The sequence below is a fragment of the Paracoccus liaowanqingii genome (assembly GCF_004683865.2).
In the GTDB taxonomy this organism is placed as follows: Bacteria; Pseudomonadota; Alphaproteobacteria; order Rhodobacterales; family Rhodobacteraceae; genus Paracoccus; species Paracoccus liaowanqingii.
Genome location: NZ_CP038439.1, coordinates 1,906,750 through 1,927,600 on the forward strand (window position 1 = coordinate 1,906,750; position 20,851 = coordinate 1,927,600).

A 20,851-nucleotide genomic window follows, 5' to 3' on the forward strand; every position below is an offset into this window, starting at 1 on the left:
GTGCAGGTCCCGGTGCACGGGCTGTGTACGCCCTGTGCCTTCACGGTGCACGCCCGGAACAGCAAAAAACCCCGGCTTTTGCCGGGGTTTGCGTCGTCTTCCTAGTCGATGTGCAACAGGCAGCGCGCGCTGCCGTTGCGGGTCGCTTACGGGTTGGCTTCCAGGAAGGCGATCAGGTTGGCGCGGGCCTGCGGATCGCGGATGCCCGCGAAGCTCATCGCCGTGCCCGACACCTCGCCGCGCGGGTTCTCGATGAACAGCTGCAGCGCCTCGTAGTTCCAGACCGGGTCCTCGGCCACGTGATCGACCATCGCGCCCGAATAGTTGAAGCCCGCGATGCTGGCGACCGCGCGGTCCACGACCCCGTTCAGGTGCGGGCCGACGCCGTCGCTGCCGTCCAGCGCGTGGCAGGACCGGCACTTGGCCCATTCCCGCTCGCCCGCCGCCGCATCGGCCGAGGCCATCAGCGCGGCGAAGTCGATCTGCTCCTCCTCGACGCCGCTGCTGTCGGCGGCTTCGGGCACCGGGATCGAATAGGCCTGCGTGATCTCGTCCTCGCCATGTCCGCCCCCGTGCCCGACAGAGAACAGGCCACTGGCAGCCCAGTTGGCCAACATCAGAAACAGCAGCGCGCCGATGAAGGCGCCGGCTGCCTTTGTCAGGGTCATGGTGTTGAACATCGCGTGCGGTCCCCGCCTTGGTAAGCTCGTCAAGTCGAGCGGTATCTATCCGCTTTCGCTTTGGAGGATCAAGGTATACTTACCCCCGCACGCTTGAATTTCGGACAATCGGGGCCCCGACATGATCACGAACCGCATCGCCTTCCAAGGCGAACCCGGCGCCTACAGCCACGAAGCCTGCCGCATGGCCCGCCCCCATATGGAGGCCCTGCCCTGCCGCACCTTCGAGGACGTGATCGAGGCCGTGCGCGCGAACGAGGCCGATCTGGCGATGCTGCCGGTCGAGAACTCGACCTATGGCCGGGTCGCGGATATCCATCATTTGCTGCCTGAATCGGGCCTGCGGATCATCGATGAGGCCTTCGTGCGGGTCCATATCAGCCTGCTTGCCGTGCCCGGCACGCGGCTGGATCAGGTCACCGACGCGATGAGCCACACGGTCCTTCTGGGCCAGTGCCGGGGCTTCCTGCGCGACCACGGCATCCGCGCCCAGACCGGCGCCGACACCGCCGGATCCGCCAAGGAGGTCGCCGCGCGCGGCAATCCGTCGCTGGCCGCCCTGGCCGCCCCGCTGGCCGGCAAGATCTATGGTCTGGAGCGTCTGGCCGACCGGATCGAGGACCGCCAGAACAACACGACGCGCTTCCTCATCATGTCGCGCCAGCCCGATGTCAGCCGCCGGTCCGAGCGGATGCTGACCAGCTTCGTCTTCCGGGTGCGCAACATTCCGGCGGCGCTCTACAAGGCGATGGGGGGATTCGCGACGAACGGGGTGAACATGACCAAGCTGGAAAGCTACATGGTCGACGGCGTCTTCACCGCCACCCAGTTCTACGCCGACATCGAGGGCCATCCCGAGGATGCCAATGTCGCGCGCGCGCTGGAAGAGCTGGGCTACTTCACGTCCAGCCTCGACGTGCTGGGGGTCTATCCGGCCGATCCGCTGCGCGAGACGCAGCGACAGGCGGCCTTCGCCAATTGACGGACAGGCGCCCTCAGGCGCCGGTGCCGCACATCTGGCCGACGAATTCCTCGATCCGGCGATGATAGCGGCGGTCCAGCTGGCCCTTGCCCAGCTTGGCGGTCTGCAGCATCAGGCGGGCGCGCATGTTGCGCGGCTTGATCTCGGTCTCGCAGATCAGGCGCGAGCGGGCGCGGCTGAGCGGCACGACATTGGTGTTGATCGAGATGTCCAGCGCGTCCGAGCGTCCGACCATGGCCATCTGCTCGGGCCGGTCGAAGCGCGTGACCTGCAGCAGCAGGTGGCGGGCCTTGCCGCGCCAGTCGAAGCGGATGTTCCAGCCCATGCCGATGCTGGGATCGTTGGACGGGTCGATGCGCGTGACGCTGGCGCCCCGCCCGATCAGCATGCGTTCCAGCGTCTCGAAATCGCCGATCGATTCGAACAGACGTTCGGCCGGCAGGTCGGTATCGATACGCGTCGAGAACTTCATCTGAAACAACCCACCTACCAATGCCAGACTGCCCGGGGAAGCGGACCTGTCCTCAGGCTGATAGTCCGGATTGGGTTGGGTGTTCAACCACGTCGTCAACATTGAAACGGTTCGCCTTGTCAATTTTGCATCGTATGTCACGTCGCCCCTGCCGTGTCCTTTCACTATAAAGACAGGTTTGCATGACGATGGCGCGAAAATGCCGAGAAGGTTAACTCTTGCAATCAAAAGTTGTGCAAATGCGCAACACGCACAACCTCTGCTCAGGAAATCCTCTGCGATCCGCAGCCTGCGAAAATGCGGCCCAGAAGGAACCGGCGGAAAACCGCCGATGGACCGGTGTTTTCGTTCGGATGGCATCCGTGTCGCACTAGCGTCATCGCCCACACGCAGGATCTTGCATCCCGCCGCAAGCCGTCCTATCTGTCCGCCCGAGGGGTTGGCGCGGGCAAGTGCCTCGCCAACTCGGTCAGGTCCGGAAGGAAGCAGCCGTAACGAGTCCCGCTTGGGTCGTTGTCCAGCCTCTCACCTCCCCCCCACAGTCCCCGTCGCCCGACCCCCTCCGCGCAGGTCCGCCATGCGCCCTGACAGCTTGTCCCCGCCGCGCCGGGTGGCCATGTTAGCGCATGACCGACAGGAAGGACCGACCCGTGACCCCGCTGCACTCTGCCCAAGCCCGCTTCGACGCCGTGATTTTCGATCTGGACGGCACGCTGCTGGCCACCGAACGCATGGTCATCGAGACCGGAGAGGCCGCGCTGCTGCGCATGGGCCGCCCGGCGCCCGACGGCCTTCTGGCCTCGCTGGTGGGGATCGACGAGCCGACCTCGCGCGGGATCCTGCGCGGCCATCTGGGCGAGGATTTCGACTTCGCGCGGCTGGACCACCTCTGGGCCGAGGCGCTGATCGAACGCCGCGACCGCGACGGCATCCCGCTGCGCCCCCATGTCCGCGACCTGCTGGACATCCTGCGCGCGGCCGGCATGCCCTTTGCCATCGCCACCTCCAGCACCGCCGCGCAGGCGCGGGAAAAGCTGGCCGCCGCCGGGCTGACCGACAGCTTCGACATCGTGGTGACGCGCAGCGACGTGCCTTTGCCCAAGCCCGCCCCCGACGTCTACCTGCTGGCCGCCCGCCGATTGGGCATCGCGCCCGACCGCTGCCTGGCCTTCGAGGACAGCGACGTGGGCGCGATCGCGGCCCGCGCGGCCGGGATGATCGTCGTGCAGGTTCCCGACATGGTGCCCCTGTCGGGGAAGCATGCGGATTATCTGGCCAGCGACCTGATCGCGGGCGCGCGCGGCATCGGGCTCTTGGCCGCGTAGGGATCGTGTGATCCGGTTGTGGCCCCTGCCCCGCCCCGCTAAGATGCGGGGATGCCCGAGGGACCGATGACCGACACCCCACCCGCCTATCAGGTTCTGGCCCGGAAATACCGGCCCGAGACGTTCGCCGATCTGGTCGGGCAGGACGCGATGGTGCGCACGCTGACGAACGCCTTCGCCGCGGACCGCATCGCGCAGGCCTTTGTGATGACCGGCATCCGCGGCACCGGCAAGACCACCACCGCCCGCATCATCGCCAAGGGCATGAACTGCATCGGCCCCGATGGCGAAGGCGGCCCCACGACCGAACCCTGCGGGGTCTGCGAACATTGCGTGGCCATCGCCGAAGGCCGCCATGTCGACGTGATGGAGATGGACGCCGCCTCGCGCACTGGCGTGGGCGACATCCGCGAGATCATCGAATCGGTGCATTACCGGGCGGCCAGCGCGCGCTACAAGATCTACATCATCGACGAGGTCCACATGCTGTCCACCAGCGCGTTCAACGCGCTGCTGAAGACGCTGGAGGAACCGCCGCCCCATGTGAAGTTCATCTTCGCCACCACGGAAATCCGCAAGGTGCCGGTCACCGTCCTGTCGCGCTGTCAGCGCTTCGACCTGCGCCGGATCGAGCCCGAGGTGATGATTGCGCTGCTGAACCGCATCGCCGCCGCCGAAGGCGCCACAATCACCGAGGATGCGCTGGCCCTGATCACCCGCGCCGCCGAAGGCTCGGCCCGCGACGCGACCTCGCTCCTCGACCAGTCGATCAGCCACGGCGCGGGCGAAACCACCGCCGAGCAGGTCCGCGCCATGCTGGGCCTGGCCGACCGGGGCCGGGTCATCGACCTGTTCGAGATGATCCTGCGCGGCGATGCCGCCAGCGCGCTCACGGAACTGCAGTCCCAATATGCCGACGGCGCCGATCCGGTCGCCGTTTTGCGCGATCTGGCCGAGGTCACGCATTGGATCTCGGTCGTCAAGATCACGCCCGGCGCGCTGGACGATCCCACGATCTCGCCCGACGAACGCATGCGCGGCAGCGATCTGGCCGAGCGCCTGCCGATGCGGGTGCTGTCGCGGATGTGGCAGCTGCTGCTGAAGTCGCTGGAGGAGGTCTCGGCCGCCCCCAATGCGATGATGGCCGCCGAGATGGCGGTGATCCGCCTGACCCATGTGGCCGACCTGCCCGACCCCGAGGCGCTGATCCGCCGCGTCCAGCAGGCCCAGACCGCCGGCGAATTCACCCGCGGCCCCGCGGTCCAGGGGGCCGCCCCTCAGATGGCCCCGCAGGCCCGCCTGGCCCGGCCCGCGCCGCAGGTGCAGGTCCAGCCCTCGGGCGCGGCGACCGCGCTGGCGATCGCGCCGGACGTGCTGGCCGGCTATCCCGATTTCGACGCCGTGATCGAGCTGATCACCCGCATGCGCGACATGACGCTGCTGGTGCTGGTCGAACGCCACCTGTCGCTGGTCCGCTACAGCCCCGGCCGGATCGAGTTCCGGCCGCAGGGCAACCCCCCCGCCGATTTCGCGCAGCGTCTGGCCGAACGGCTGCGCGGCTGGACGGGCGGGCGGAGGTGGGCGGTCACCGTGACCAATACCGAGGGCGCCCCCACCATCGCCGAGACGCGCGAGGCCGAAGGCCGTGCCGCCCGCGACCGCGCCCTGACGCTGCCGATCGTGCAGCAGGTGCTGGCGGCCTTTCCGGGCGCCACCCTGACGCGGGTCACCCGCGTTCCCGCCCCCGCGCCGGTCGAGGACCTGGCCGAGGGCGCGGCCAACCCGCATGATGAAACCCAGGGTCCCGTGGCCGAGGTCGAGGAATGGGATCCGTTCGAAGATGAGGACTAAGCGATGATCAAGGGATTGGGCGGCTTTGGCGACATGGCCAAGATGATGAAGACCGCCAAGGACATGCAGGACAAGATGGCGCAGGTCCAGGAGGATCTGGCCCGCATCACTGTCACCGGCGAATCCGGCGCCGGCCTCGTCAAGGCCACCTGCACCGCCAAGGGCGAGCTGACCGCGCTCGAGATCGACCCCTCGATCTTCGTGCCCTCCGAAAAGGAGGTGGTCGAGGACCTGATCCTGGCCGCCATCAAGGAGGCGCAGCGCGCCGCCGAGGACCGCATGCAGTCCGAGATGGCGCGCATGACAGAGGGGCTGGGCCTGCCGCCCGGCATGAAGCTTCCCTTCTGACGCCGGTGTCCTCCACGGACCCCTCGGCCCAGGGCGGCGACGACATCCAAGCCCTGATCGCGCTGATGGCGCGGTTGCCGGGCCTGGGGCCGCGCTCGGCCCGGCGCATCGTGCTGCAGCTGGTGCGCAAGCGCAGCCAGCAGATGGTGCAGCTGGCCCAGTTGCTGGACCGGGTGGCGCAGAACTCGCGCGAATGCGTGACCTGCGGCAATATCACCGACCGCGACGACTGCGCCATCTGCACCGACCCCGCCCGCGCCACCGGAGAGATCTGCGTCGTGCAGGACGTGGCGGACCTCTGGGCGCTGGAACGGGGCCGGGCCTTCCGGGGCCGCTATCACGTGCTGGGCGGCACCCTGTCGGCGCTGGACGATGTCGGCCCCGAGGATCTGGGCATCCCCGCCCTGCTGGCCCGCATCGAGGACGAGCGCATCTCCGAGGTGATCCTGGCCCTGAACGCCACCGTCGACGGCCAGACCACCGCGCATTACATCGCCGACGCGCTCGAGGGCGCGCCCGTCGCCGTCACCGGCCTGGCCCAGGGCGTCCCCATCGGCGGAGAGCTGGACTATCTCGACGACGGCACCATCACCGCCGCCCTCCGTGCCCGCCGCAAGTTTTGACCCAAAAAAGACAGGGCGACCCCAGAAGGCCGCCCTCTTCATCTTGGCACAAATATCCCGGGGGGTCCGGGGGGCTGGCCCCCCGGCGATCGCGGGACGCAAAGATCAGGCGTCCAGACGCTCGACCTTCGGCGCCGACTTGGCGATCTCGATCCGGCGGGGCTTCAGCGCCTCGGGGATCTCGCGGACCAGGTCGATATGCAGCATCCCGTCGGCATGGCTGGCGCCATCGACGCGGACATGGTCGGCCAGGGTGAACTTGCGCTCGAAGCTGCGGGTGGCGATGCCGCGATGCAGATAGGTGCGGCCATCCTCCTCGTCGGTCTTGCGGGCCGAGACGATCACCGCACCGTCGCGGATCTCGACATTCAAATCGTCCGCGGCAAAGCCCGCCACGGCGATCGAGATGCGATAGGCGTCTTCGCCCGTCTTCTCGATGTTGTAGGGGGGATAGGTCGTGGTGGCGATGTCGGCGCTCATGGCGCGGTCCATCACGTCGGCCAGCCGGTCGAAGCCGACCGAGGCACGGTAAAGCGGGGTCAGGTCGAAATTGCGCATGGGTCACATCCTCTGCTCAAGCGATGTCATGAGTGCCCCCCGAAGGCCCGGGCGGGCGGTAGGACCGGCGCCATGTCGGCCGCCGGTGAGCCGAGATTTAGCCCGTTCCCACGCGCCTTCAAGCGTCCTCACGCATCCGTGAACAGATCCGCCAGCGCGGCGGGGCGCGGCCCCCCGGTGGCCCAGTCCAGCAGCTCGACCGTGTGGACGACGGGGACGGACGTGCCGCCGCCGATCTGCATCATGCAGCCGACATTTCCGGCGGCGATCATCTGCGGCGCCGTCGCCTCCAGCGTCGCGACCTTGCGGGCCTTCAGTTCCGAGGACAGCTCGGGCTGCAGCAGGTTGTAGGTCCCGGCGGATCCGCAGCACAGATGCGGATCGGTGGGCTCCAGAACCTTGAAGCCCATCCCCGCCAGCAGGTCCTTGGGGGCCGAGCGGATCTGCTGGCCGTGCTGGAGCGAGCAGGCCGAGTGATAGGCCACCCGCATCCCCGCGCCCCGATCGCCCACCCGCTCGGGCAGGCCCAAACTCGCCAGGAACTCGGTCACGTCGCGGGCCAGGCCCGCCACCCGCCTGGCCTCGGCCTCCATCGGGTCGCCCGCGAAGAGGTGCCCGTAATCCTTGATCGTCGTGCCGCAGCCCGAGGTGTTGATGATCACCGCGTCCAGCGCGCCCCCCTCTTCGGCGGCCAGCAAGCGTCGGATGCTGTCGCGGGCGCGCGTCTTGCCATCGGCCTCGTCGCCCATGTGCAGGGTCAGCGCGCCACAGCAGCCGAAGGCCTGCGGGATGACCACCTCGACGCCCGCGCGCTGCAGCAGGCGGATGGTGGCGTCGTTGATGTCGGTGTTCAGCGCCCGCTGCGCGCAGCCGATCATCAGCACCACCCGCGCCCGGCACGGGCCGTGGGCAGGAAAGGTCTGCCCGTCATCGTTGCGGCTGACCGGTGGGATGCTGGCCGGTGCCATGCTCAGCATCGCGCGCAGCCGCTTGTCCGGCATCAGCCGCGCGAAGGGCCGCGCGATCTTGGCCCCCAGCAGCGCCAGCCGGAAGCGGGTCGGATGCGGCAGCACGAATTTCAGCACCCCGCGCAGCGCCCGGTCGGTGAAGGGGCGGCGATAGGTGGCCTCGATATGCTCGCGCGCATGTTCCAGCAGATGGCCGTAATGCACGCCCGAGGGGCAGGTCGTCATGCAGGACAGGCAGCCCAGGCAGCGGTCGATATGCTTGACCGTCTTGGCATCGGCGGGGCGGCCCGCCTCCAGCATGTCCTTGATCAGGTAGATGCGGCCGCGAGGGCTGTCCAGCTCGTCCCCCAGCACCTGATAGGTCGGGCAGGTCGCCGTGCAGAAGCCGCAATGCACGCAGGTCCGCAGGATCTTGTTCGACCGCGCGGTCAGCGGATCGGTAAGCTGCTCGGGCGAGAAATGGGTCTGCATCAGACCTGCCCCCCGAAGATGCCGCGCGGATCGAAGCGCGCCTGCAGGTCCTGCTCCAGACGCGCGGTTAGCGGATCGGCGGCGGGCCGCAGCGCCGGGGCGGCGCCCGCGATCCGTCGAGCATGGCCCGAAAAGCGCGGCAGGTCGGGGATCTGGCCCGCGGGCAGGCGGACATGGATCAGCGCGCCGCCCCAGTCCAGTGAGATCGGTTCGGGAAGATGGGACAGGATGGCGGGAGCCTCGCTTGGACGACAGGTGATGCGCCAGATATCGGCGTCGGAATCCTGGATGTTTTCATGAAGAAGATGCCACGCGGCATCGTCGCCCTGCCGGACCCGGCCATGGGGGGCAAGGCGGGCGCCGAGGTCGGCGGCGCGGGCCTTGACCGAGGCGGCCAGCCCCTCCAGCCGGATCAGCGCGCCCTGCCCGGGCAGCCAGGCGGCACCCGAGACGTCAAAGGGCCCGCCCAGGGCATCCGACAGGGCCGGGATCGCGGCCGCGGCATCCAGATCGGGCAGCGCCAGCGTGGCGGTCACCGGCGGCAGGGGGGCGGTGCGGAAGCTGATCTCGCTCAGCGCGCCAAGCCGTCCCCGGCTGCCCGCCATCAGCTTGACCAGGTCATAGCCGGTGACGTTCTTCATCACCCGCCCGCCATTGCGGATCACCTCGCCCTGCCCGTCGACGAAACGCACGCCGATCATCGCGTCGCGCGCCGCCCCCGCCTGCACCCGGCGCGGGCCGCTGGCATTGGTCGCGGCCACCCCGCCGATGGTCGAGCCGTCCCGGCCCACAGGCTCGAAGGCCAGCATCTGCCCCTCGGCGGCCAGGGTCTGGCGCACGGTCTCCAGGGGCGTGCCGGCGCGCACCACCAGGGTCAGCGACTCGGGTTCATACAGTGTCACGCCGGTCAGCGCGGTCATGTCGAGAGGCGTCCCGCCGCCCTCGCCGGGCCAAGGGCGCGTGCCGCCCCCGGTGATCGACAGGGGGGCGGTGGCGCGGCGGATCAGGTCGGCCAGCTGGCCCTCGGTCTCAGGCCGCATCGGCAGTCCGGTTCAGGCGGCGGTCGCGGCGCGGAGCGCTGACATCCAGCGGAAAGACCTTGGCGGCGTTCAGCAGCCAATGCGGATCGAATGCGTCCTTGACGCGCATCTGCGCCTCCAGATCGGCGGGGTCGAACTGCACGCTCATCAGGTCGCGCTTTTCGATGCCCACGCCGTGCTCGCCGGTCAGGCAGCCGCCGACCTCGACGCACAGACGCAGGATGTCGGCACCCAGATCCTCGGCCCGGTCCAGATCGCCGGGGGCGTTCGCGTCATAGATGATCAGGGGGTGCATGTTGCCGTCGCCCGCGTGAAAGACATTGGCCACCGCCAGCCCGTATTGCCGCGACAGCTCGCCGATGCCCGCCAGCACCCTGGGCAGCGCCGTCACCGGGATCGTGCCGTCCAGGCAGATGTAGTCGCCCATCTGCCCCATCGCCCCGAAGGCCGACTTGCGGCCCAGCCAGATGCGGCGGGATTCGTCGTCCGAGCCGCTTTCGCGGAACTCGACCGGATCGAAGCGCCGGGCGATGTCGCGGATCAGGGCCAGCTGCTCGTCGATCTCGGGCGGCGTGCCCTCGACCTCGACGATCAGCAGCGCCTCGCAATCGGGATAGCCCGCATGGGCGAAGGCCTCGGTCGCCTTGATGCAGGGGCTGTCCATGAACTCGATGGCGACGGGGATGATCCCCGCGCGGATGATCGCGGCCACGCAGGCGCCGGCGGTCTCGGCCTTGTCGAAGCCGATCAGCGCGGGGCGGGCACCGGCGGGACGCGGCAGGATGCGCAGCGTGGCTTCGGTCACGATGCCCAGCTGCCCCTCGGACCCGCAGACGACGCCCAGCAGGTCCAGCCCCGGCCCCTCGCCCATCGGGCCGCCCAGTTCCACGACCGACCCGTCCATCAGGACCAGCGTCACGCCCAGCAGGTTGTTCGTCGTCACCCCGTATTTCAGGCAATGCGCGCCGCCCGAGTTCATCGCGATGTTCCCGCCGATGGCGCAGGCCAACTGGCTGGAGGGATCGGGCGCATAGAAGAAGCCCAAGCCCTCGACCGCGCCCGAGACGGACAGGTTCGTGCGCCCGGCCTGCACCCGGACCAACCGGTCGGGGGCCGAGATCTCCAGCACGTCGGTCATGCGCGACAGTCCGATCACCACCGCATCCGCCGTGGGCATCGACCCGCCCGCAAGGCTGGTCCCCGCCCCGCGCGGCACGACCGGCACGCGCAGGTCATGGCACAGGCGCAGCAGGCGCGAGACCTCGTCGGTCGAACGCGGCAGCACCACGGCCAGAGGCGCGCAGCGATAGGCCGACAGCGCATCGCATTCATAGGCGCGCGTCTCGGCCGGGTCCTGGATCACCGCGTCCGGAAGGGCGGCGTTCAGCGCATCGATGATCGCTTGGCGCCGGGACAGGACCGAGGGATCGGGTGGGGGCATCTGCATCATGGCCGGTTCTCCTCCCTGCCGTGTCGGGCGACGATAGGCCGGTGCGCGGGGGCTTACAAGACGCGCCATCCCGCCTTAATGTCGCGCCATGACCATGCTGGACCAACTCGCCTCTCATCCGCTGGCGCTGCGCGACCTGATCGCGCTGGTGATGCTGTTCGCGGCCTGGCTGGGCATCGGCTGGTTCACGGAACGCCCGCCGCAGGGGCGGCCCTCGGTCTCGGTGCTGATGACGCGCTATCGCCGGGAATGGATGCGCTATTTCGTGACGCGCGAGCCGCGCATCTTCGACGGCAACATCCTGGCCAGCCTGCGCGAGGGCACGGCCTTCTTCGCCAGCGCCTGCATGATCGCCACCGGCGGCCTGCTGGCGCTGATCGGCAATGGCGAGCGGTTGCGCTCCATCGCCTCGGGGCTGGAGCTGGACCCCGCCGCCGATACCGGGTGGGAGCTGAGGCTGCTGGTGCCGATGTTCTTCGTGGCCAACGCCTTCCTGAAGTTTGTCTGGGCGCACCGGCTGTTCGGCTATTGCGCGGTGATGATGGCCGCCGTGCCGAACAAGGCCGACCATCCGGACGCGATGGCCCGCGCCATGCAGGCGGCCGATCTGAACATCACCGCCGCGCGCAGCTTTAACGCCGGGCTGCGCAGCGTCTATTTCGCCCTGGGCTCGCTTGGCTGGCTGACCGGAGCCTGGACGCTGATGCTGGGCACGGGGATCGTGCTGTGGGTCACCTGGCGGCGCGAGTTCGCCTCGACCTCGCGGCAGGTCATCCTGCGCTCGCTGCCGGCACCGATCCTGCCCGATCGCGTTTCCGGTCCTGGCGGATCGACAGGGTCAGCGCCACCGCCCCCGCCGCCGTAAGCGCGACGCCCACCAGACCCGGCGCCCGCCAGCCCCAGCCCGCCGCCAGCGCCATCCCGGCCAGGAAGGGCCCAAGCGCATTGGCCGCGTTGAAGGCCGCGTGGTTCATCGCGGCGGCCATGTTCTGAGCGGATCCTGCCACATCCATCAGCCGCGTCTGCAGCGGGATCACCAGACCCGCCCCGGCCGCGATCAGGAAGGACGACAGCACCATCAGCGGCCAGTTGCCCACCACCAGCGCGGCAAAGCCCTGCGTGGCGGCCATCGCGGCCAGCGACAGATAGGCGGCGCGGTCGATGCCCATCCGCTCGGTCAGGCGCCCCGCGCCCCAGGTGCCAAGCGTGCCGCCCACGCCGAAGACCGCCAGCGTCAGCGGGATGACATAGCCGGGCGCATCGGTGGTGGCCAGGATCGCCGCCGTCAGGAAGGCGTAGACGGCGAACAGCCCGCCGAAGCCGACCGCCCCCACCGCCAGCACCCACAGCACGCGCGGGTTCTTCAGCGCATAGAGTTCGTCCCACGGGCGTGCAGCGGGGTTGCCGCCGACCCGCGGTGCGACGCGCAGGATCAGCCAGGCCGACACCAGCGCCAGCACGCCCGGCAGGGCAAAGCCCCACCGCCAGCCGATGCTCTGCCCCATCCAGCCGGCCAGTGGCACGCCGACGATATTGGCGACCGTCAGGCCCAGAAGGACCCGCGCCAAGCCGCGCCCGCGCTGCTCGGGCGGCAGGGCGTCGGCGGCGTACAGCATCGCGACCCCCAGGAAGCCGCCATGCGGCAGGCCCGCGAGGAAGCGCATGCCGGTCAGCGTGGCCAGATCCGGCATCACCGCCGCCATCAGGTTCACGACGCCGTAGAAGGCCATCAGCGCCGCCAGATAGCGCCGCCGCGGCAGGCGCGCGCCCAGGATCGCGGTGACCGGCGCACCGACCACCACGCCCATCGCATAGGCGCTGATGACGTGGCCGGCCTGCGGCTCGGTCAGGGCCAGGTCGGCGGCGAAATAGGGCAGAAGCCCCATCGCCGCGAATTCCGACGTGCCGATGGCAAAGGCGCCAAGCGCCAGCGCCAGCACGGCGGCGCGGAAATCTGGGGAGGAGGTCATGTGGGGGATCCTGCGCGCGGAGGGGATGTTAGCCCTCACACACCAGCTTGGGGCAGGTTTGGCAAGGCCCGCGGGCGCGGGTCAGGGTTGCGTCATGCGCAAGTCACAAGAGCCCGCGCTGCAGCATGATCCAGATCGCCAGCGCGCCCACCACCAGAAGTCCAAGAGCGACCGAGGCGCCGAACGAGATCGCCCGGCCCTGCCAGCGCGACAGCTCGCCCAAGGGACGCAGATGCGCGGCCAGCGCGGCATGGTCGCGGCCAAGCCGGGCGCGGGGCAGCTGGCGGGCCACCTTGGGCTGGGCCGACAGCCGGTCGGCCTCGGCCAGGCGCGCGGCGCGGGCGCGCAGCCGGAAGGGCAAGGCCCCGCCGCGGCGGCGCAGCATCACATGCAGGGGCGGACGTTCCCCCCGCCGCACGCCGCCGAGGCGCGAGGCCATCAGCACGGCGATCTCGTCGGCCATGGCGGGAATGTCTTCGAAGCTGTGGCCCTTGCGCGTCATCGGATCAGGATAGACGGGATGGCGGGCGCGCGCCAGACGCCGTAAGCTGGCGCCATGAAGCTGCATCACACCGCCATCGGCCCGACGGGGGCCCTTCCGATCCTGCTGGTCCACGGCCTCTACGGGCAGGGCCGCAACCTGGGCGCCCAGGCCCGCAGGCTGGCCGAGACGCGCCGGGTCGTCAGCGTCGACCTGCGCAACCACGGCGACAGCCCGCAGCACGAGCGTGCCGATTATCCGGCGCTGGCCGAGGATCTGGCCGAACTGATCTCCGATCTGGGCGGCCCGGTCGATCTGGTCGGCCATTCCATGGGCGGCAAGGCCGCGATGGTGCTGGCGCTGACCCGGCCCGATCTGGTCCGGCGGCTGGTCGTCATGGACATCGCGCCCCTGGCCTATGACCACGACCAGACCGGCTATATCGACGCGATGGAGGCGCTGGACCTGGCCTCGGTCACCCGGCGCAGCGAGGCCGACCGCCAGCTGGCCGCCCATGTTCCCCAGCCCGGCATCCGCGCCTTCCTGCTGCAGAACCTGGACCTGAAGGCCACGCCCCCGGTCTGGCGGCTGAACCTGCCCGTCCTGCGTGCGGCGATGGGCCAGATCACCGGCTGGCCCGAGGGCCTGCCCGCGGACGCCTTCCCCGGCAGGGTCATGGCCCTGCGCGGGGCAAAGTCGGATTACGTCGATGCGGGGGGCGAGGACGCGCTGCGCCAATTCTTCCCGCAGGTCCGCATCGTCACCCTGAAGGAGGCCGGCCACTGGCTGCATGCCGATGCCCCCGAAGCGGTGGCCGAGACGCTGGCGGCCTTTCTGGGCGACGGATCAGAAGACTAGGGCGGGCAGCGCAGCCCCACCTTGCCCACCGCCGAATCGGTGCCGCCCACCGGGATCAGGCTGTCGGGGATCGCCCGGCACCCCGTCGCCTGTTCGGCCGCGCGCAGCATCCGTGGCGCGACATGGCCTCGGTCGGGGCGGCGCATCCGGTCCAGGCGGATCACCTGCGCCTCGGTCGCGCGGGCATAGACGGCAAAGCGCATCCCCTCGACCGTGACATCCTGACGGGCCGCGCCCAAGAAGCCCGGCGAGGGCGAGGCACAGCCCATCAGGACCAGAATCATCAGGAAGGAGACCATCTGCATCATGGTCCCAGCATCGCCGCCAAACCTTAAGGCAAGGTTAAGCGCCGGTCAGCCGCGCCGCTGTTCGTCCAGCCGGTCGGCCAGCGATTCGGCGCGGGCGGCCATCTCGGCCATCGCCTCGCGCAGGTCGGCGGGGATGACGGGCACCTCGACGCGGGGCGGGTTCTGCTGCAACCGGTTCACGTGGCGCTCGGCCTTCTCGGCGCGCTCTTCCAGCGCGGCGAAGCGGTCGGCCAGCATCAGGCCCGCCAGCAGCAGCAGGCGCGTCTCGGGGACGCGGCCCGCCTGGTCCAGGATCTGGCGCGCCTCGGCGTCCAGGATCAGGGCGGCACGGGACAGCAGGCGTTCCTCGCCATCGGCGGCGCCGACGCGGTATTCCTTGTGCCCGATTGTGAATTCGACCTCGGCCATGTCAGCGATCCTCCTGGGGGATGGGGGCGCCGTCCGGGACGGGCTGGTCGGGCAGATCGCCCGTGTCGGGCAGCCCTGAAACATCATCCGTGTCCGGCAGCGCGGCGCCGTCCTCGATGTCGGGCAGGCCCGCACCGTCGCCGGCGGCCTCGGTGGCGTGCAGGGCAAGGGGCGCCTCGTCGCCCGCGCTGCCCGGGTCGGCGGCCAGCAGGCGTTCCAGCTCGGTCATGATCTCGCTCATCTGCGCCATCTCGGCGGCGCGGGCGGCGCGCAGGGCGGCGATCTCGGCCTCCAGCGCGGCGCGGCCTTCGTCGGGGCCGATCCCGCCGGTGGCCTGGGCCTCCAGCAGATCGCGATTGGCGGTCATCAGCTCTTCGTTGGCGGCGGACATGCGGGCGGCCTGATCGACCGCCGCCTCCAGCCGGGCCTGCAGGTCGGTCAGGGCGGCGCTGTCCGGTGCATCCCCGTCCGGCGCCTGTTCGGCGGCCTCGGCCCGCGCCAGGGCCGCATCGCGTTCCCCGGTCAGGCGGGCGATCAGACCGGCATCGGCAGCAGGGGCCGGCGCCGTCTCCAGCAGCCGGTCCAGGCGGTCAAGCGCGGCGGTGAGCCGGCGTTCGCTGGCGGTGATGTCGCTCATCGGCATCGATCCTTCGGTGGCATGTCAGGGGGTTGTCGCATTCACGCCCCCATAAGACAAGAACGGGCGGGTTCAACCCGCCCGTTCGCACGATTGTCGCATTCGGCCTCAGGCAAGTTCCCGCCGTTCGGCGATCAGCCCTTTGACCAGCGCGTAGCAGGCCCCCAGAAGCACGATCGTGAACGGGAACCCGGTCGAGACGGCCATCGCCTGCAGCGCGGCCAGGCCCCCGCCCAGCAGCAGGGCGATGGCGACCAGCCCCTCGACGCCGACCCAGAAGATGCGCTGCGGGACGGGCGCGTTCACCTTGCCCCCCGCCGCGATCGTGTCGATCACCAGCGAGCCGCTGTCCGACGAGGTGATGAAGAACACGATGACCAGCACGATGCCCACGAAGCTGGTGATCGCGGTCAGCGGCAGCTGCTCCAGCATGGTGAACAGCTCCAGCTCCAGCGGCGCGTCCAGGATGCCGGTGAAGCCGCCGATGGTGATGTCGATGGCGGTGCCGCCAAGCGCCGTCATCCACAGGACCGAGATCAGCGAGGGCACGATCAGCACCGCGATCAGGAACTGCCGCACGGTGCGGCCGCGGCTGACGCGGGCGATGAACATGCCCACGAAGGGCGACCAGCTGATCCACCACGCCCAGTAGAACGCCGTCCAGCCGTGGCGGAAGTTGTCATCCGTCCGCCCGAAGGGGTTGGACAGCGGGATGACCTCGGACGCATAGGCGCCCAGATTGCTGAAGAAGCCGGTCAGGATCGCCAGCGTTGGGCCGACCATGATCACGAAGGCCAGCAGCAGGATGGCCAGCACCATGTTCAATTCCGACAGGCGCTTGACGCCCTTTTCCACGCCCAGGATGACCGAGGCGCCCGCGACGATGGTGATGCCCACGATCAGGATGACCTTGGTCGTGTCGGTGTTCTGGAACCCGAACAGATAGGCCAGACCCGCCGTCGCCTGCTCGGCGCCCAAGCCAAGCGAGGTCGCCAGGCCGAAGATCGTCGCCAGCACCGCCAGGATGTCGATGATGTGGCCCGGCCAGCCCCAGATGCGTTCGCCGAAGATCGGGTAGAAGACCGAGCGCAGCGTCAGCGGCAGGCCCTTGTTGTAGGCGAAGAGCCCAAGCGCCAGCGCCACGACCGCATAGATCGCCCAGGGGTGCAGGCCCCAGTGGAAGATCGTCGCGGCCATGCCGATGCGGCGCGCGGCCTCGGGATCGTCCAGCGCGCCGCCCAGGGGCGCCCAGTCCGTGCGAATCCCGTCTTCCATCACGGCGCCGCCCAGGGCGGCCTCGAAATGGCCCAGGGGCTCGCTGACGCCATAGAACATCAGCCCGATGCCCATGCCGGCAGCAAACAGCATCGCGAACCAGCCGCTAAGCGCGAAATCGGGCGTGGCGTCGGGCCCGCCAAGCCGGATCGAGCCCAAGGGCGAGACGATCAGCCCCAGGCAGAGCAGCACGAAGATGTTGCCCGCCAGCATGAAGAACCAGTCCAGGTTCGCGGTCAGCCCGTCGCGCAGCCCGCCGAAGATCGGCTCCAGCTGGGTGGGAAACAGCAGCGTGACGACGGTGAAGATCAGCACGGCGGCGGCCGAGATGCCGAAGACCGGGTTGTGGATGTCATAGGGCACGCGGCCCGTGCGCTCGATATTGTCCTGACCGATGGTGTAGTCGGTCTCGATGATCTGGGTCGGACCCTCGGGCTCCGGCAGCGGCTCCACGCCCTCGTCGGGCAAGGGAGGCGGCGGCGCCACCGGCTTGGGCTTGCCCGCGGCGGGATAGCGGCCGCTCAGGGCCTCTTCTTCGCGACGGCGGTCGCGGGCGGATTGCGGGCCTTCCGGCGGACCGGGGGGTTTGGGGGGTGTCTGTGACATCTGTCCCTTTCAGATTGCGTCTCGATCGGGTGGCAGGTCCATGGACCCTTGGCGGAAATACGCCTCGATGCGGCACCATTTCTCACATTCGCGTCAGAAAGACCACCGCCGCAGGGCAGATTGGTCCAGGCTGTCCCGGGACCGTCGCAGCGGCTCGCTTGACTTCGCCCGCCAAGCGGCAGAACGATCCGCCGGTTTTGCCTGATCCGGGGACCCCGATGGGAAAAGTGAGTCGCAGTTTCGTCGTGATCGGCCTGGGGGCCTTCGGCAGCGTGGTGGCGGCCGAGCTGGCACGGTTCGGCAACCAGGTGCTGGGCATCGACAAGGACCCGCGCCGGGTCGCCACGCTGGCCGAGCAGCTGCCCGCCTGCGCCATCCTGGACGCCACCGACGAGGGCGCGCTGCGCGAGGCGGGCGTGGACCGCTATGACGTGGGGCTGGTGTCGATCGGAAACGATCTGGAAAGCAACGTCATCGCCGCGATGAACCTGCGGCTGGTCGGCGTCGGCACGATCTGGGCCAAGGCCGACAGCCGCACCCATCACCGCATCCTGTCCAAGATCGGCGCCGACCGCGTCATCATGCCCGGGCTGGAGATGGGCCGCCACACCGCGCAGATGCTGAACAATCCCGCCGTGCAGGACTATGTCAGCCTGGGCAACGGCTTCTCGGTCGTGAACCTGATGATCCCCGCCCGCCTGTCGGGCCGCCGCCTGTCCGAGCTGAAGGCCGGGCCGGGCGTGCAGATGCTGGGCATGATGCGCGGCACCGAATATCGCAGCCTGCACGAGGACGATCCGGTGCTGCAGACCAACGACCGGCTGCTGCTGCTGGGCAAGCGGGTCGACCTGACCGGTTTCGGCGACCGGCTGTGAGACGCCCCCGCCTGCGCCTGCGTCCGGCGGCCCCGCTGCGCCGCTGGCTGGCGCGCACCCCGCCCCCGGCCGTGCTGGCGGTGGGCTATGTCGTGCTGATCGTGCTGGGCGGGCTGCTGCTGATGCTGCCGCCGATGGCGCGGGCACCGATCTCGCTGTCGGGCGCGCTGTTCACCGCGACCTCGGCGGTGACGGTGACCGGGCTGGCGGTCGTGGACACCGAACTGGTCTTCACCTTCTGGGGGCAGCTGGTCATCGCCGTGCTGATCCAGATGGGCGGGCTGGGCCTGATGACCTTCGCCGTGCTGATCTGGTCCGCGCTCGGCCGCCCCCTGGGCATCACGCAGGGCAACTACCTGCGCGAGGACCTGAACCAGACCTCCTATGTCAAGCTGACGCGGCTCGTCTGGACGATCCTGCGCATCGTGCTGATGGCCGAGGTGGCGGGCGCGATGCTGCTGTGCCTGTCCTTCATGCCCCATCACGGGCTGGGGCCGGGCCTGTGGCACGCGATCTTCCATTCCGTCTCGGCCTTCAACAATGCGGGCTTCTCGACCTTCTCGCCGGGGCTCACGGCCTATGCGCTGGACCCGATCGTGAACACCGTCATCCCCGCCCTCTTCATCGCGGGGGGCATCGGCTATGTCGTGGTGGCCGACCTGTTCCGCCGCCCCTTCTGGCGCGGCTGGTCGCTGCACACGCGCATGATGATGATCGGCACCGCGATCCTGATCGTGATGGGCGTGGCGATGACCGCGATCCTGGAATGGAACAACCCCCGCACGCTCGGGCAATACGACGGCGCGGGCGCGCGGCTGGTGGTGGCGTGGTTCCAGGGGGTGACGACGCGGACGGCGGGGTTCAACTCGACCGACATCGCCGGGCTGCACGATTCGACCTCGCTGATGTACATGGTGCTGATGATGATCGGCGCGGGCCCGACCTCGACGGCGGGCGGGCTGAAGGTCACGACGATCTTCGTGATGCTGCTGGCCACCTGGGCCTTCCTGCGCCGCCGGACCGAGGTGTCGGGCTTCGGCCGCGCGATCCCGCTCGGCGACGTGCTCAAGGTCATGGCGCTGATGTCCATCGCCTCGGCGGTGATCCTGACGGCGATCTTCGCGCTGACGCTCAGCCATGACGGCGAGTTCATCGACATCGCCTTCGAGGTGACCTCGGCCTTCGGCACGGTCGGCCTGTCGCGCGCCTACACGACCGAACTGTCGGATTTCGGCCGCGCGGTCATCATGGTGGTGATGTTCCTGGGCCGCGTCGGGCCGCTGACGCTCGGCTTCTTCCTGGCCACCCGGATGGTGCCGCGCGTGCGCTATCCCGCCGGACAGGTCCATCTTGGCTGATCGCGCGGGGCGCCCTATAAGGCGCCCTGAACGAAAAGGAACTCCCATGCGCCAGGCGACGATCACCCGCACGACCTCGGAAACCCGGATCGAGGTCACGCTGAACCTCGACGGCACGGGGGTCTATGACAACCAGACCGGCGTGGGCTTCTTCGATCACATGCTGGACCAGCTGTCGCGGCACTCGCTGATCGACATGACCATCCGCGCCGACGGCGACCTGCAGATCGACGACCACCACACGGTCGAGGATACCGGCATCGCCATCGGCCAGGCGCTGGTGCAGGCGCTTGGCGACAAGAGGGGCATCCGCCGCTATGGCAGCTTCCTGCTGGCGATGGACGATTCGCTGGTCCGCACGGCGCTGGACCTGTCGGCGCGGCCCTACCTTGTCTGGAACGTCGATTTCCCCTCGGCCAAGATTGGCACGTTCGACACCGAACTGGTGCGCGAGTTCTTCCAGGCCCTGTCGACCCATGGCGGCATTACCCTGCATGTCGACCGCCTGCACGGCCTGAACAGCCACCACATCGCCGAGGCCGCGTTCAAGTCCGTGGCCCGCGCGCTGCGCGAGGCGGTCGAGCCCGACCCCCGCATGGCGGGCGTCCTGCCCTCGACCAAGGGCGCCTTGTGATGCGCGTCGCGCTGATCGACTATGACAGCGGCAACCTGCATTCGGCGGAAAAGGCCTTCCAGCTGATGGGCCGCGACGCGGGGGCCGAAGTCATCGTCACCTCCGACCCCGAGGTGGCGGCGACGGCCGACCGCATCGTGCTGCCCGGCGACGGTGCTTTCCCCGCCTGCCGCACGGCCCTGGGCGAGGTCGATGGCATGGCCGAGGCCCTGCGCGAGGCCGTCCTGACGCGCGCCGTCCCCTTCATGGGCATCTGCGTCGGCATGCAGATGCTGGCCACGACGGGCCACGAATACCGCGAAACCGCCGGCCTGGACTGGATCGGCGGAGAGATCCGCCCCATCGCCGCCCCCGGCCTCAAGGTCCCGCATATGGGCTGGAACGACCTGGTCGTCGACCACCCCCACCCGGTCCTCGACGGCATCGCCACCGGCGATCACGCCTATTTCGTGCACAGCTGGCAGTTCCAGGTCACCGATCTTGCCCATCTGCTGGCCCATGCCGAATACGGCGGCCCGGTCACGGCCGTGGTCGGCCGCGACAACATCATCGGCACCCAGTTCCACCCCGAGAAATCCCAGGCTCTCGGCCTGCGCCTCATCGCCAACTTCCTGCGCTGGACCCCCTGACGTTTCATCTTGGCCCAAATATCCTCGGGGGGTGAATTGGCCGG

The 20,851-nt window shown here is 69.3% G+C and carries 23 protein-coding genes and 1 other RNA gene; 12 read left to right on the forward strand and 12 right to left on the reverse strand.

The window, feature by feature from the left end:
* Positions 1–146: 146 nt before the first annotated feature.
* The gene (locus E4191_RS09240) at positions 147–680 is read right to left on the reverse strand and encodes a c-type cytochrome (RefSeq protein WP_135313160.1); all 534 of its coding nucleotides are present in this window, start codon (positions 678–680) and stop codon (positions 147–149) included.
* Positions 681–804: 124 nt separating this feature from the next.
* Between E4191_RS09240 and E4191_RS09245 the strand changes: the two genes are divergently transcribed.
* A complete protein-coding gene (locus E4191_RS09245) occupies positions 805–1,662 on the forward strand; it encodes a prephenate dehydratase (protein ID WP_135314408.1) in 858 nt (285 codons plus the stop codon).
* Positions 1,663–1,675: 13 nt separating this feature from the next.
* Here the strand turns inward: E4191_RS09245 and E4191_RS09250 are convergent, their stop codons facing one another.
* Positions 1,676–2,134: a hypothetical protein gene (locus tag E4191_RS09250; RefSeq protein ID WP_135313161.1), complete on the reverse strand. Its 459-nt coding sequence runs from the start codon at positions 2,132–2,134 to the stop codon at positions 1,676–1,678.
* 432 nt (positions 2,135–2,566) lie between these two features.
* Here E4191_RS09250 and ffs point away from each other — a divergent pair.
* The 5 genes from ffs (at position 2,567) to recR (ending at position 6,281) form a co-directional block, all read left to right on the forward strand.
* An RNA gene (gene ffs, locus E4191_RS09255) (signal recognition particle sRNA small type) lies at positions 2,567–2,665 on the forward strand.
* A gap of 119 nt (positions 2,666–2,784) precedes the next feature.
* Positions 2,785–3,459, forward strand: a complete 675-nt coding sequence (locus tag E4191_RS09260) for an HAD family hydrolase (protein WP_176562678.1) — start codon at positions 2,785–2,787, stop codon at positions 3,457–3,459.
* Between the two features lie 66 nt (positions 3,460–3,525).
* Positions 3,526–5,310 (forward strand): DNA polymerase III subunit gamma/tau, encoded by a 1,785-nt coding sequence (locus tag E4191_RS09265; RefSeq protein ID WP_135313163.1) that lies wholly within the window; start codon positions 3,526–3,528, stop codon positions 5,308–5,310.
* A gap of 3 nt (positions 5,311–5,313) precedes the next feature.
* Complete coding sequence (locus tag E4191_RS09270) at positions 5,314–5,658, forward strand: YbaB/EbfC family nucleoid-associated protein (RefSeq protein WP_135313164.1); 345 nt, start codon at positions 5,314–5,316, stop codon at positions 5,656–5,658.
* A gap of 5 nt (positions 5,659–5,663) precedes the next feature.
* Positions 5,664–6,281 (forward strand): recombination mediator RecR, encoded by a 618-nt coding sequence (gene recR / locus E4191_RS09275; protein ID WP_228461203.1) that lies wholly within the window; start codon positions 5,664–5,666, stop codon positions 6,279–6,281.
* Between the two features lie 105 nt (positions 6,282–6,386).
* Here the strand turns inward: recR and E4191_RS09280 are convergent, their stop codons facing one another.
* The 4 genes from E4191_RS09280 to E4191_RS09295 form a co-directional block, all read right to left on the reverse strand.
* On the reverse strand, positions 6,387–6,839 hold the full coding sequence (locus E4191_RS09280; protein ID WP_135313165.1) for an Hsp20 family protein: 453 nt from the start codon (positions 6,837–6,839) through the stop codon (positions 6,387–6,389).
* A 128-nt stretch (positions 6,840–6,967) separates the two neighbouring features.
* Positions 6,968–8,278: a glycolate oxidase subunit GlcF gene (glcF, locus tag E4191_RS09285; RefSeq protein ID WP_135313166.1), complete on the reverse strand. Its 1,311-nt coding sequence runs from the start codon at positions 8,276–8,278 to the stop codon at positions 6,968–6,970.
* Positions 8,278–9,318 carry an FAD-binding protein gene (locus E4191_RS09290; RefSeq protein ID WP_135313167.1) on the reverse strand — a complete coding sequence of 347 codons (1,041 nt, stop codon included), beginning with the start codon at positions 9,316–9,318 and terminating at the stop codon, positions 8,278–8,280. Before E4191_RS09290 ends, glcF begins: the two co-directional genes overlap by 1 nt.
* Positions 9,308–10,765, reverse strand: a complete 1,458-nt coding sequence (locus E4191_RS09295; RefSeq protein ID WP_135314410.1) for an FAD-linked oxidase C-terminal domain-containing protein — start codon at positions 10,763–10,765, stop codon at positions 9,308–9,310. The genes E4191_RS09290 and E4191_RS09295 overlap by 11 nt, the downstream gene beginning before the upstream one ends.
* 91 nt (positions 10,766–10,856) lie before the next feature.
* Between E4191_RS09295 and E4191_RS09300 the strand changes: the two genes are divergently transcribed.
* Positions 10,857–11,633 (forward strand): DUF599 domain-containing protein, encoded by a 777-nt coding sequence (locus tag E4191_RS09300; RefSeq protein ID WP_135313168.1) that lies wholly within the window; start codon positions 10,857–10,859, stop codon positions 11,631–11,633.
* On the opposite strand, the gene E4191_RS09305 is transcribed toward E4191_RS09300, so the two are convergent.
* Both E4191_RS09305 and E4191_RS09310 read right to left on the reverse strand, forming a co-directional pair.
* Entirely contained in the window at positions 11,539–12,738 is a 1,200-nt protein-coding gene (locus E4191_RS09305) for an MFS transporter (RefSeq protein ID WP_135313169.1), read from the reverse strand. The two genes, E4191_RS09300 and E4191_RS09305, sit on opposite strands and share 95 nt — an antisense overlap.
* 103 nt (positions 12,739–12,841) lie before the next feature.
* Complete coding sequence (locus tag E4191_RS09310; protein ID WP_228461204.1) at positions 12,842–13,306, reverse strand: hypothetical protein; 465 nt, start codon at positions 13,304–13,306, stop codon at positions 12,842–12,844.
* Between E4191_RS09310 and E4191_RS09315 the strand changes: the two genes are divergently transcribed.
* The gene (locus E4191_RS09315; protein ID WP_135313170.1) at positions 13,295–14,077 is read left to right on the forward strand and encodes an alpha/beta fold hydrolase; all 783 of its coding nucleotides are present in this window, start codon (positions 13,295–13,297) and stop codon (positions 14,075–14,077) included. The two genes, E4191_RS09310 and E4191_RS09315, sit on opposite strands and share 12 nt — an antisense overlap.
* Here the strand turns inward: E4191_RS09315 and E4191_RS09320 are convergent.
* The 4 genes from E4191_RS09320 to E4191_RS09335 all read right to left on the reverse strand — a co-directional run bounded on the left by E4191_RS09320 (position 14,074) and on the right by E4191_RS09335 (position 17,311).
* Complete coding sequence (locus tag E4191_RS09320) at positions 14,074–14,385, reverse strand: hypothetical protein (protein ID WP_135313171.1); 312 nt, start codon at positions 14,383–14,385, stop codon at positions 14,074–14,076. The genes E4191_RS09315 and E4191_RS09320 overlap by 4 nt on opposite strands.
* Positions 14,386–14,430: 45 nt before the next feature.
* Positions 14,431–14,793 carry a cell division protein ZapA gene (zapA, locus tag E4191_RS09325; protein WP_135313172.1) on the reverse strand — a complete coding sequence of 121 codons (363 nt, stop codon included), beginning with the start codon at positions 14,791–14,793 and terminating at the stop codon, positions 14,431–14,433.
* A gap of 1 nt (position 14,794) precedes the next feature.
* On the reverse strand, positions 14,795–15,430 hold the full coding sequence (locus tag E4191_RS09330) for a hypothetical protein (protein ID WP_176562679.1): 636 nt from the start codon (positions 15,428–15,430) through the stop codon (positions 14,795–14,797).
* Positions 15,431–15,538: 108 nt separating this feature from the next.
* A complete protein-coding gene (locus E4191_RS09335; RefSeq protein WP_135313173.1) occupies positions 15,539–17,311 on the reverse strand; it encodes a BCCT family transporter in 1,773 nt (590 codons plus the stop codon).
* Between the two features lie 218 nt (positions 17,312–17,529).
* Between E4191_RS09335 and E4191_RS09340 the strand changes: the two genes are divergently transcribed.
* Genes E4191_RS09340 through hisH form a run of 4 tightly spaced genes read left to right on the forward strand, consistent with a single transcriptional unit; the run spans position 17,530 to position 20,807 of the window.
* The gene (locus E4191_RS09340) at positions 17,530–18,186 is read left to right on the forward strand and encodes a potassium channel family protein (protein ID WP_135313174.1); all 657 of its coding nucleotides are present in this window, start codon (positions 17,530–17,532) and stop codon (positions 18,184–18,186) included.
* On the forward strand, positions 18,183–19,544 hold the full coding sequence (locus tag E4191_RS09345; RefSeq protein WP_228461206.1) for a TrkH family potassium uptake protein: 1,362 nt from the start codon (positions 18,183–18,185) through the stop codon (positions 19,542–19,544). Before E4191_RS09340 ends, E4191_RS09345 begins: the two co-directional genes overlap by 4 nt.
* 46 nt (positions 19,545–19,590) lie before the next feature.
* On the forward strand, positions 19,591–20,178 hold the full coding sequence (hisB, locus tag E4191_RS09350; protein ID WP_135313175.1) for an imidazoleglycerol-phosphate dehydratase HisB: 588 nt from the start codon (positions 19,591–19,593) through the stop codon (positions 20,176–20,178).
* Positions 20,178–20,807, forward strand: a complete 630-nt coding sequence (gene hisH / locus E4191_RS09355; RefSeq protein ID WP_135313176.1) for an imidazole glycerol phosphate synthase subunit HisH — start codon at positions 20,178–20,180, stop codon at positions 20,805–20,807. Before hisB ends, hisH begins: the two co-directional genes overlap by 1 nt.
* Positions 20,808–20,851: the final 44 nt, after the last annotated feature.

What these genes read in the sequence shown, in the direction of transcription:
- E4191_RS09295 (WP_135314410.1), bottom strand. Translation starts at nt 10,765, where the DNA reads ATGCAGATGCCCCCACCCGATCCCTCGGTCCTGTCCCGGCGCCAAGCG.
- E4191_RS09310 (WP_228461204.1), bottom strand. Translation starts at nt 13,306, where the DNA reads ATGCAGCTTCATGGCGCCAGCTTACGGCGTCTGGCGCGCGCCCGCCAT.
- E4191_RS09300 (WP_135313168.1), top strand. Translation starts at nt 10,857, where the DNA reads ATGACCATGCTGGACCAACTCGCCTCTCATCCGCTGGCGCTGCGCGAC.
- glcF (WP_135313166.1), bottom strand. Translation starts at nt 8,278, where the DNA reads ATGCAGACCCATTTCTCGCCCGAGCAGCTTACCGATCCGCTGACCGCG.
- E4191_RS09320 (WP_135313171.1), bottom strand. Translation starts at nt 14,385, where the DNA reads ATGATGCAGATGGTCTCCTTCCTGATGATTCTGGTCCTGATGGGCTGT.
- E4191_RS09330 (WP_176562679.1), bottom strand. Translation starts at nt 15,430, where the DNA reads ATGAGCGACATCACCGCCAGCGAACGCCGGCTCACCGCCGCGCTTGAC.
- E4191_RS09305 (WP_135313169.1), bottom strand. Translation starts at nt 12,738, where the DNA reads ATGACCTCCTCCCCAGATTTCCGCGCCGCCGTGCTGGCGCTGGCGCTT.
- E4191_RS09250 (WP_135313161.1), bottom strand. Translation starts at nt 2,134, where the DNA reads ATGAAGTTCTCGACGCGTATCGATACCGACCTGCCGGCCGAACGTCTG.
- E4191_RS09280 (WP_135313165.1), bottom strand. Translation starts at nt 6,839, where the DNA reads ATGCGCAATTTCGACCTGACCCCGCTTTACCGTGCCTCGGTCGGCTTC.
- E4191_RS09240 (WP_135313160.1), bottom strand. Translation starts at nt 680, where the DNA reads ATGTTCAACACCATGACCCTGACAAAGGCAGCCGGCGCCTTCATCGGC.
- E4191_RS09315 (WP_135313170.1), top strand. Translation starts at nt 13,295, where the DNA reads ATGAAGCTGCATCACACCGCCATCGGCCCGACGGGGGCCCTTCCGATC.
- hisH (WP_135313176.1), top strand. Translation starts at nt 20,178, where the DNA reads ATGCGCGTCGCGCTGATCGACTATGACAGCGGCAACCTGCATTCGGCG.
- E4191_RS09340 (WP_135313174.1), top strand. Translation starts at nt 17,530, where the DNA reads ATGGGAAAAGTGAGTCGCAGTTTCGTCGTGATCGGCCTGGGGGCCTTC.
- E4191_RS09335 (WP_135313173.1), bottom strand. Translation starts at nt 17,311, where the DNA reads ATGTCACAGACACCCCCCAAACCCCCCGGTCCGCCGGAAGGCCCGCAA.
- E4191_RS09265 (WP_135313163.1), top strand. Translation starts at nt 3,526, where the DNA reads ATGACCGACACCCCACCCGCCTATCAGGTTCTGGCCCGGAAATACCGG.
- E4191_RS09290 (WP_135313167.1), bottom strand. Translation starts at nt 9,318, where the DNA reads ATGCGGCCTGAGACCGAGGGCCAGCTGGCCGACCTGATCCGCCGCGCC.
- hisB (WP_135313175.1), top strand. Translation starts at nt 19,591, where the DNA reads ATGCGCCAGGCGACGATCACCCGCACGACCTCGGAAACCCGGATCGAG.
- zapA (WP_135313172.1), bottom strand. Translation starts at nt 14,793, where the DNA reads ATGGCCGAGGTCGAATTCACAATCGGGCACAAGGAATACCGCGTCGGC.
- E4191_RS09270 (WP_135313164.1), top strand. Translation starts at nt 5,314, where the DNA reads ATGATCAAGGGATTGGGCGGCTTTGGCGACATGGCCAAGATGATGAAG.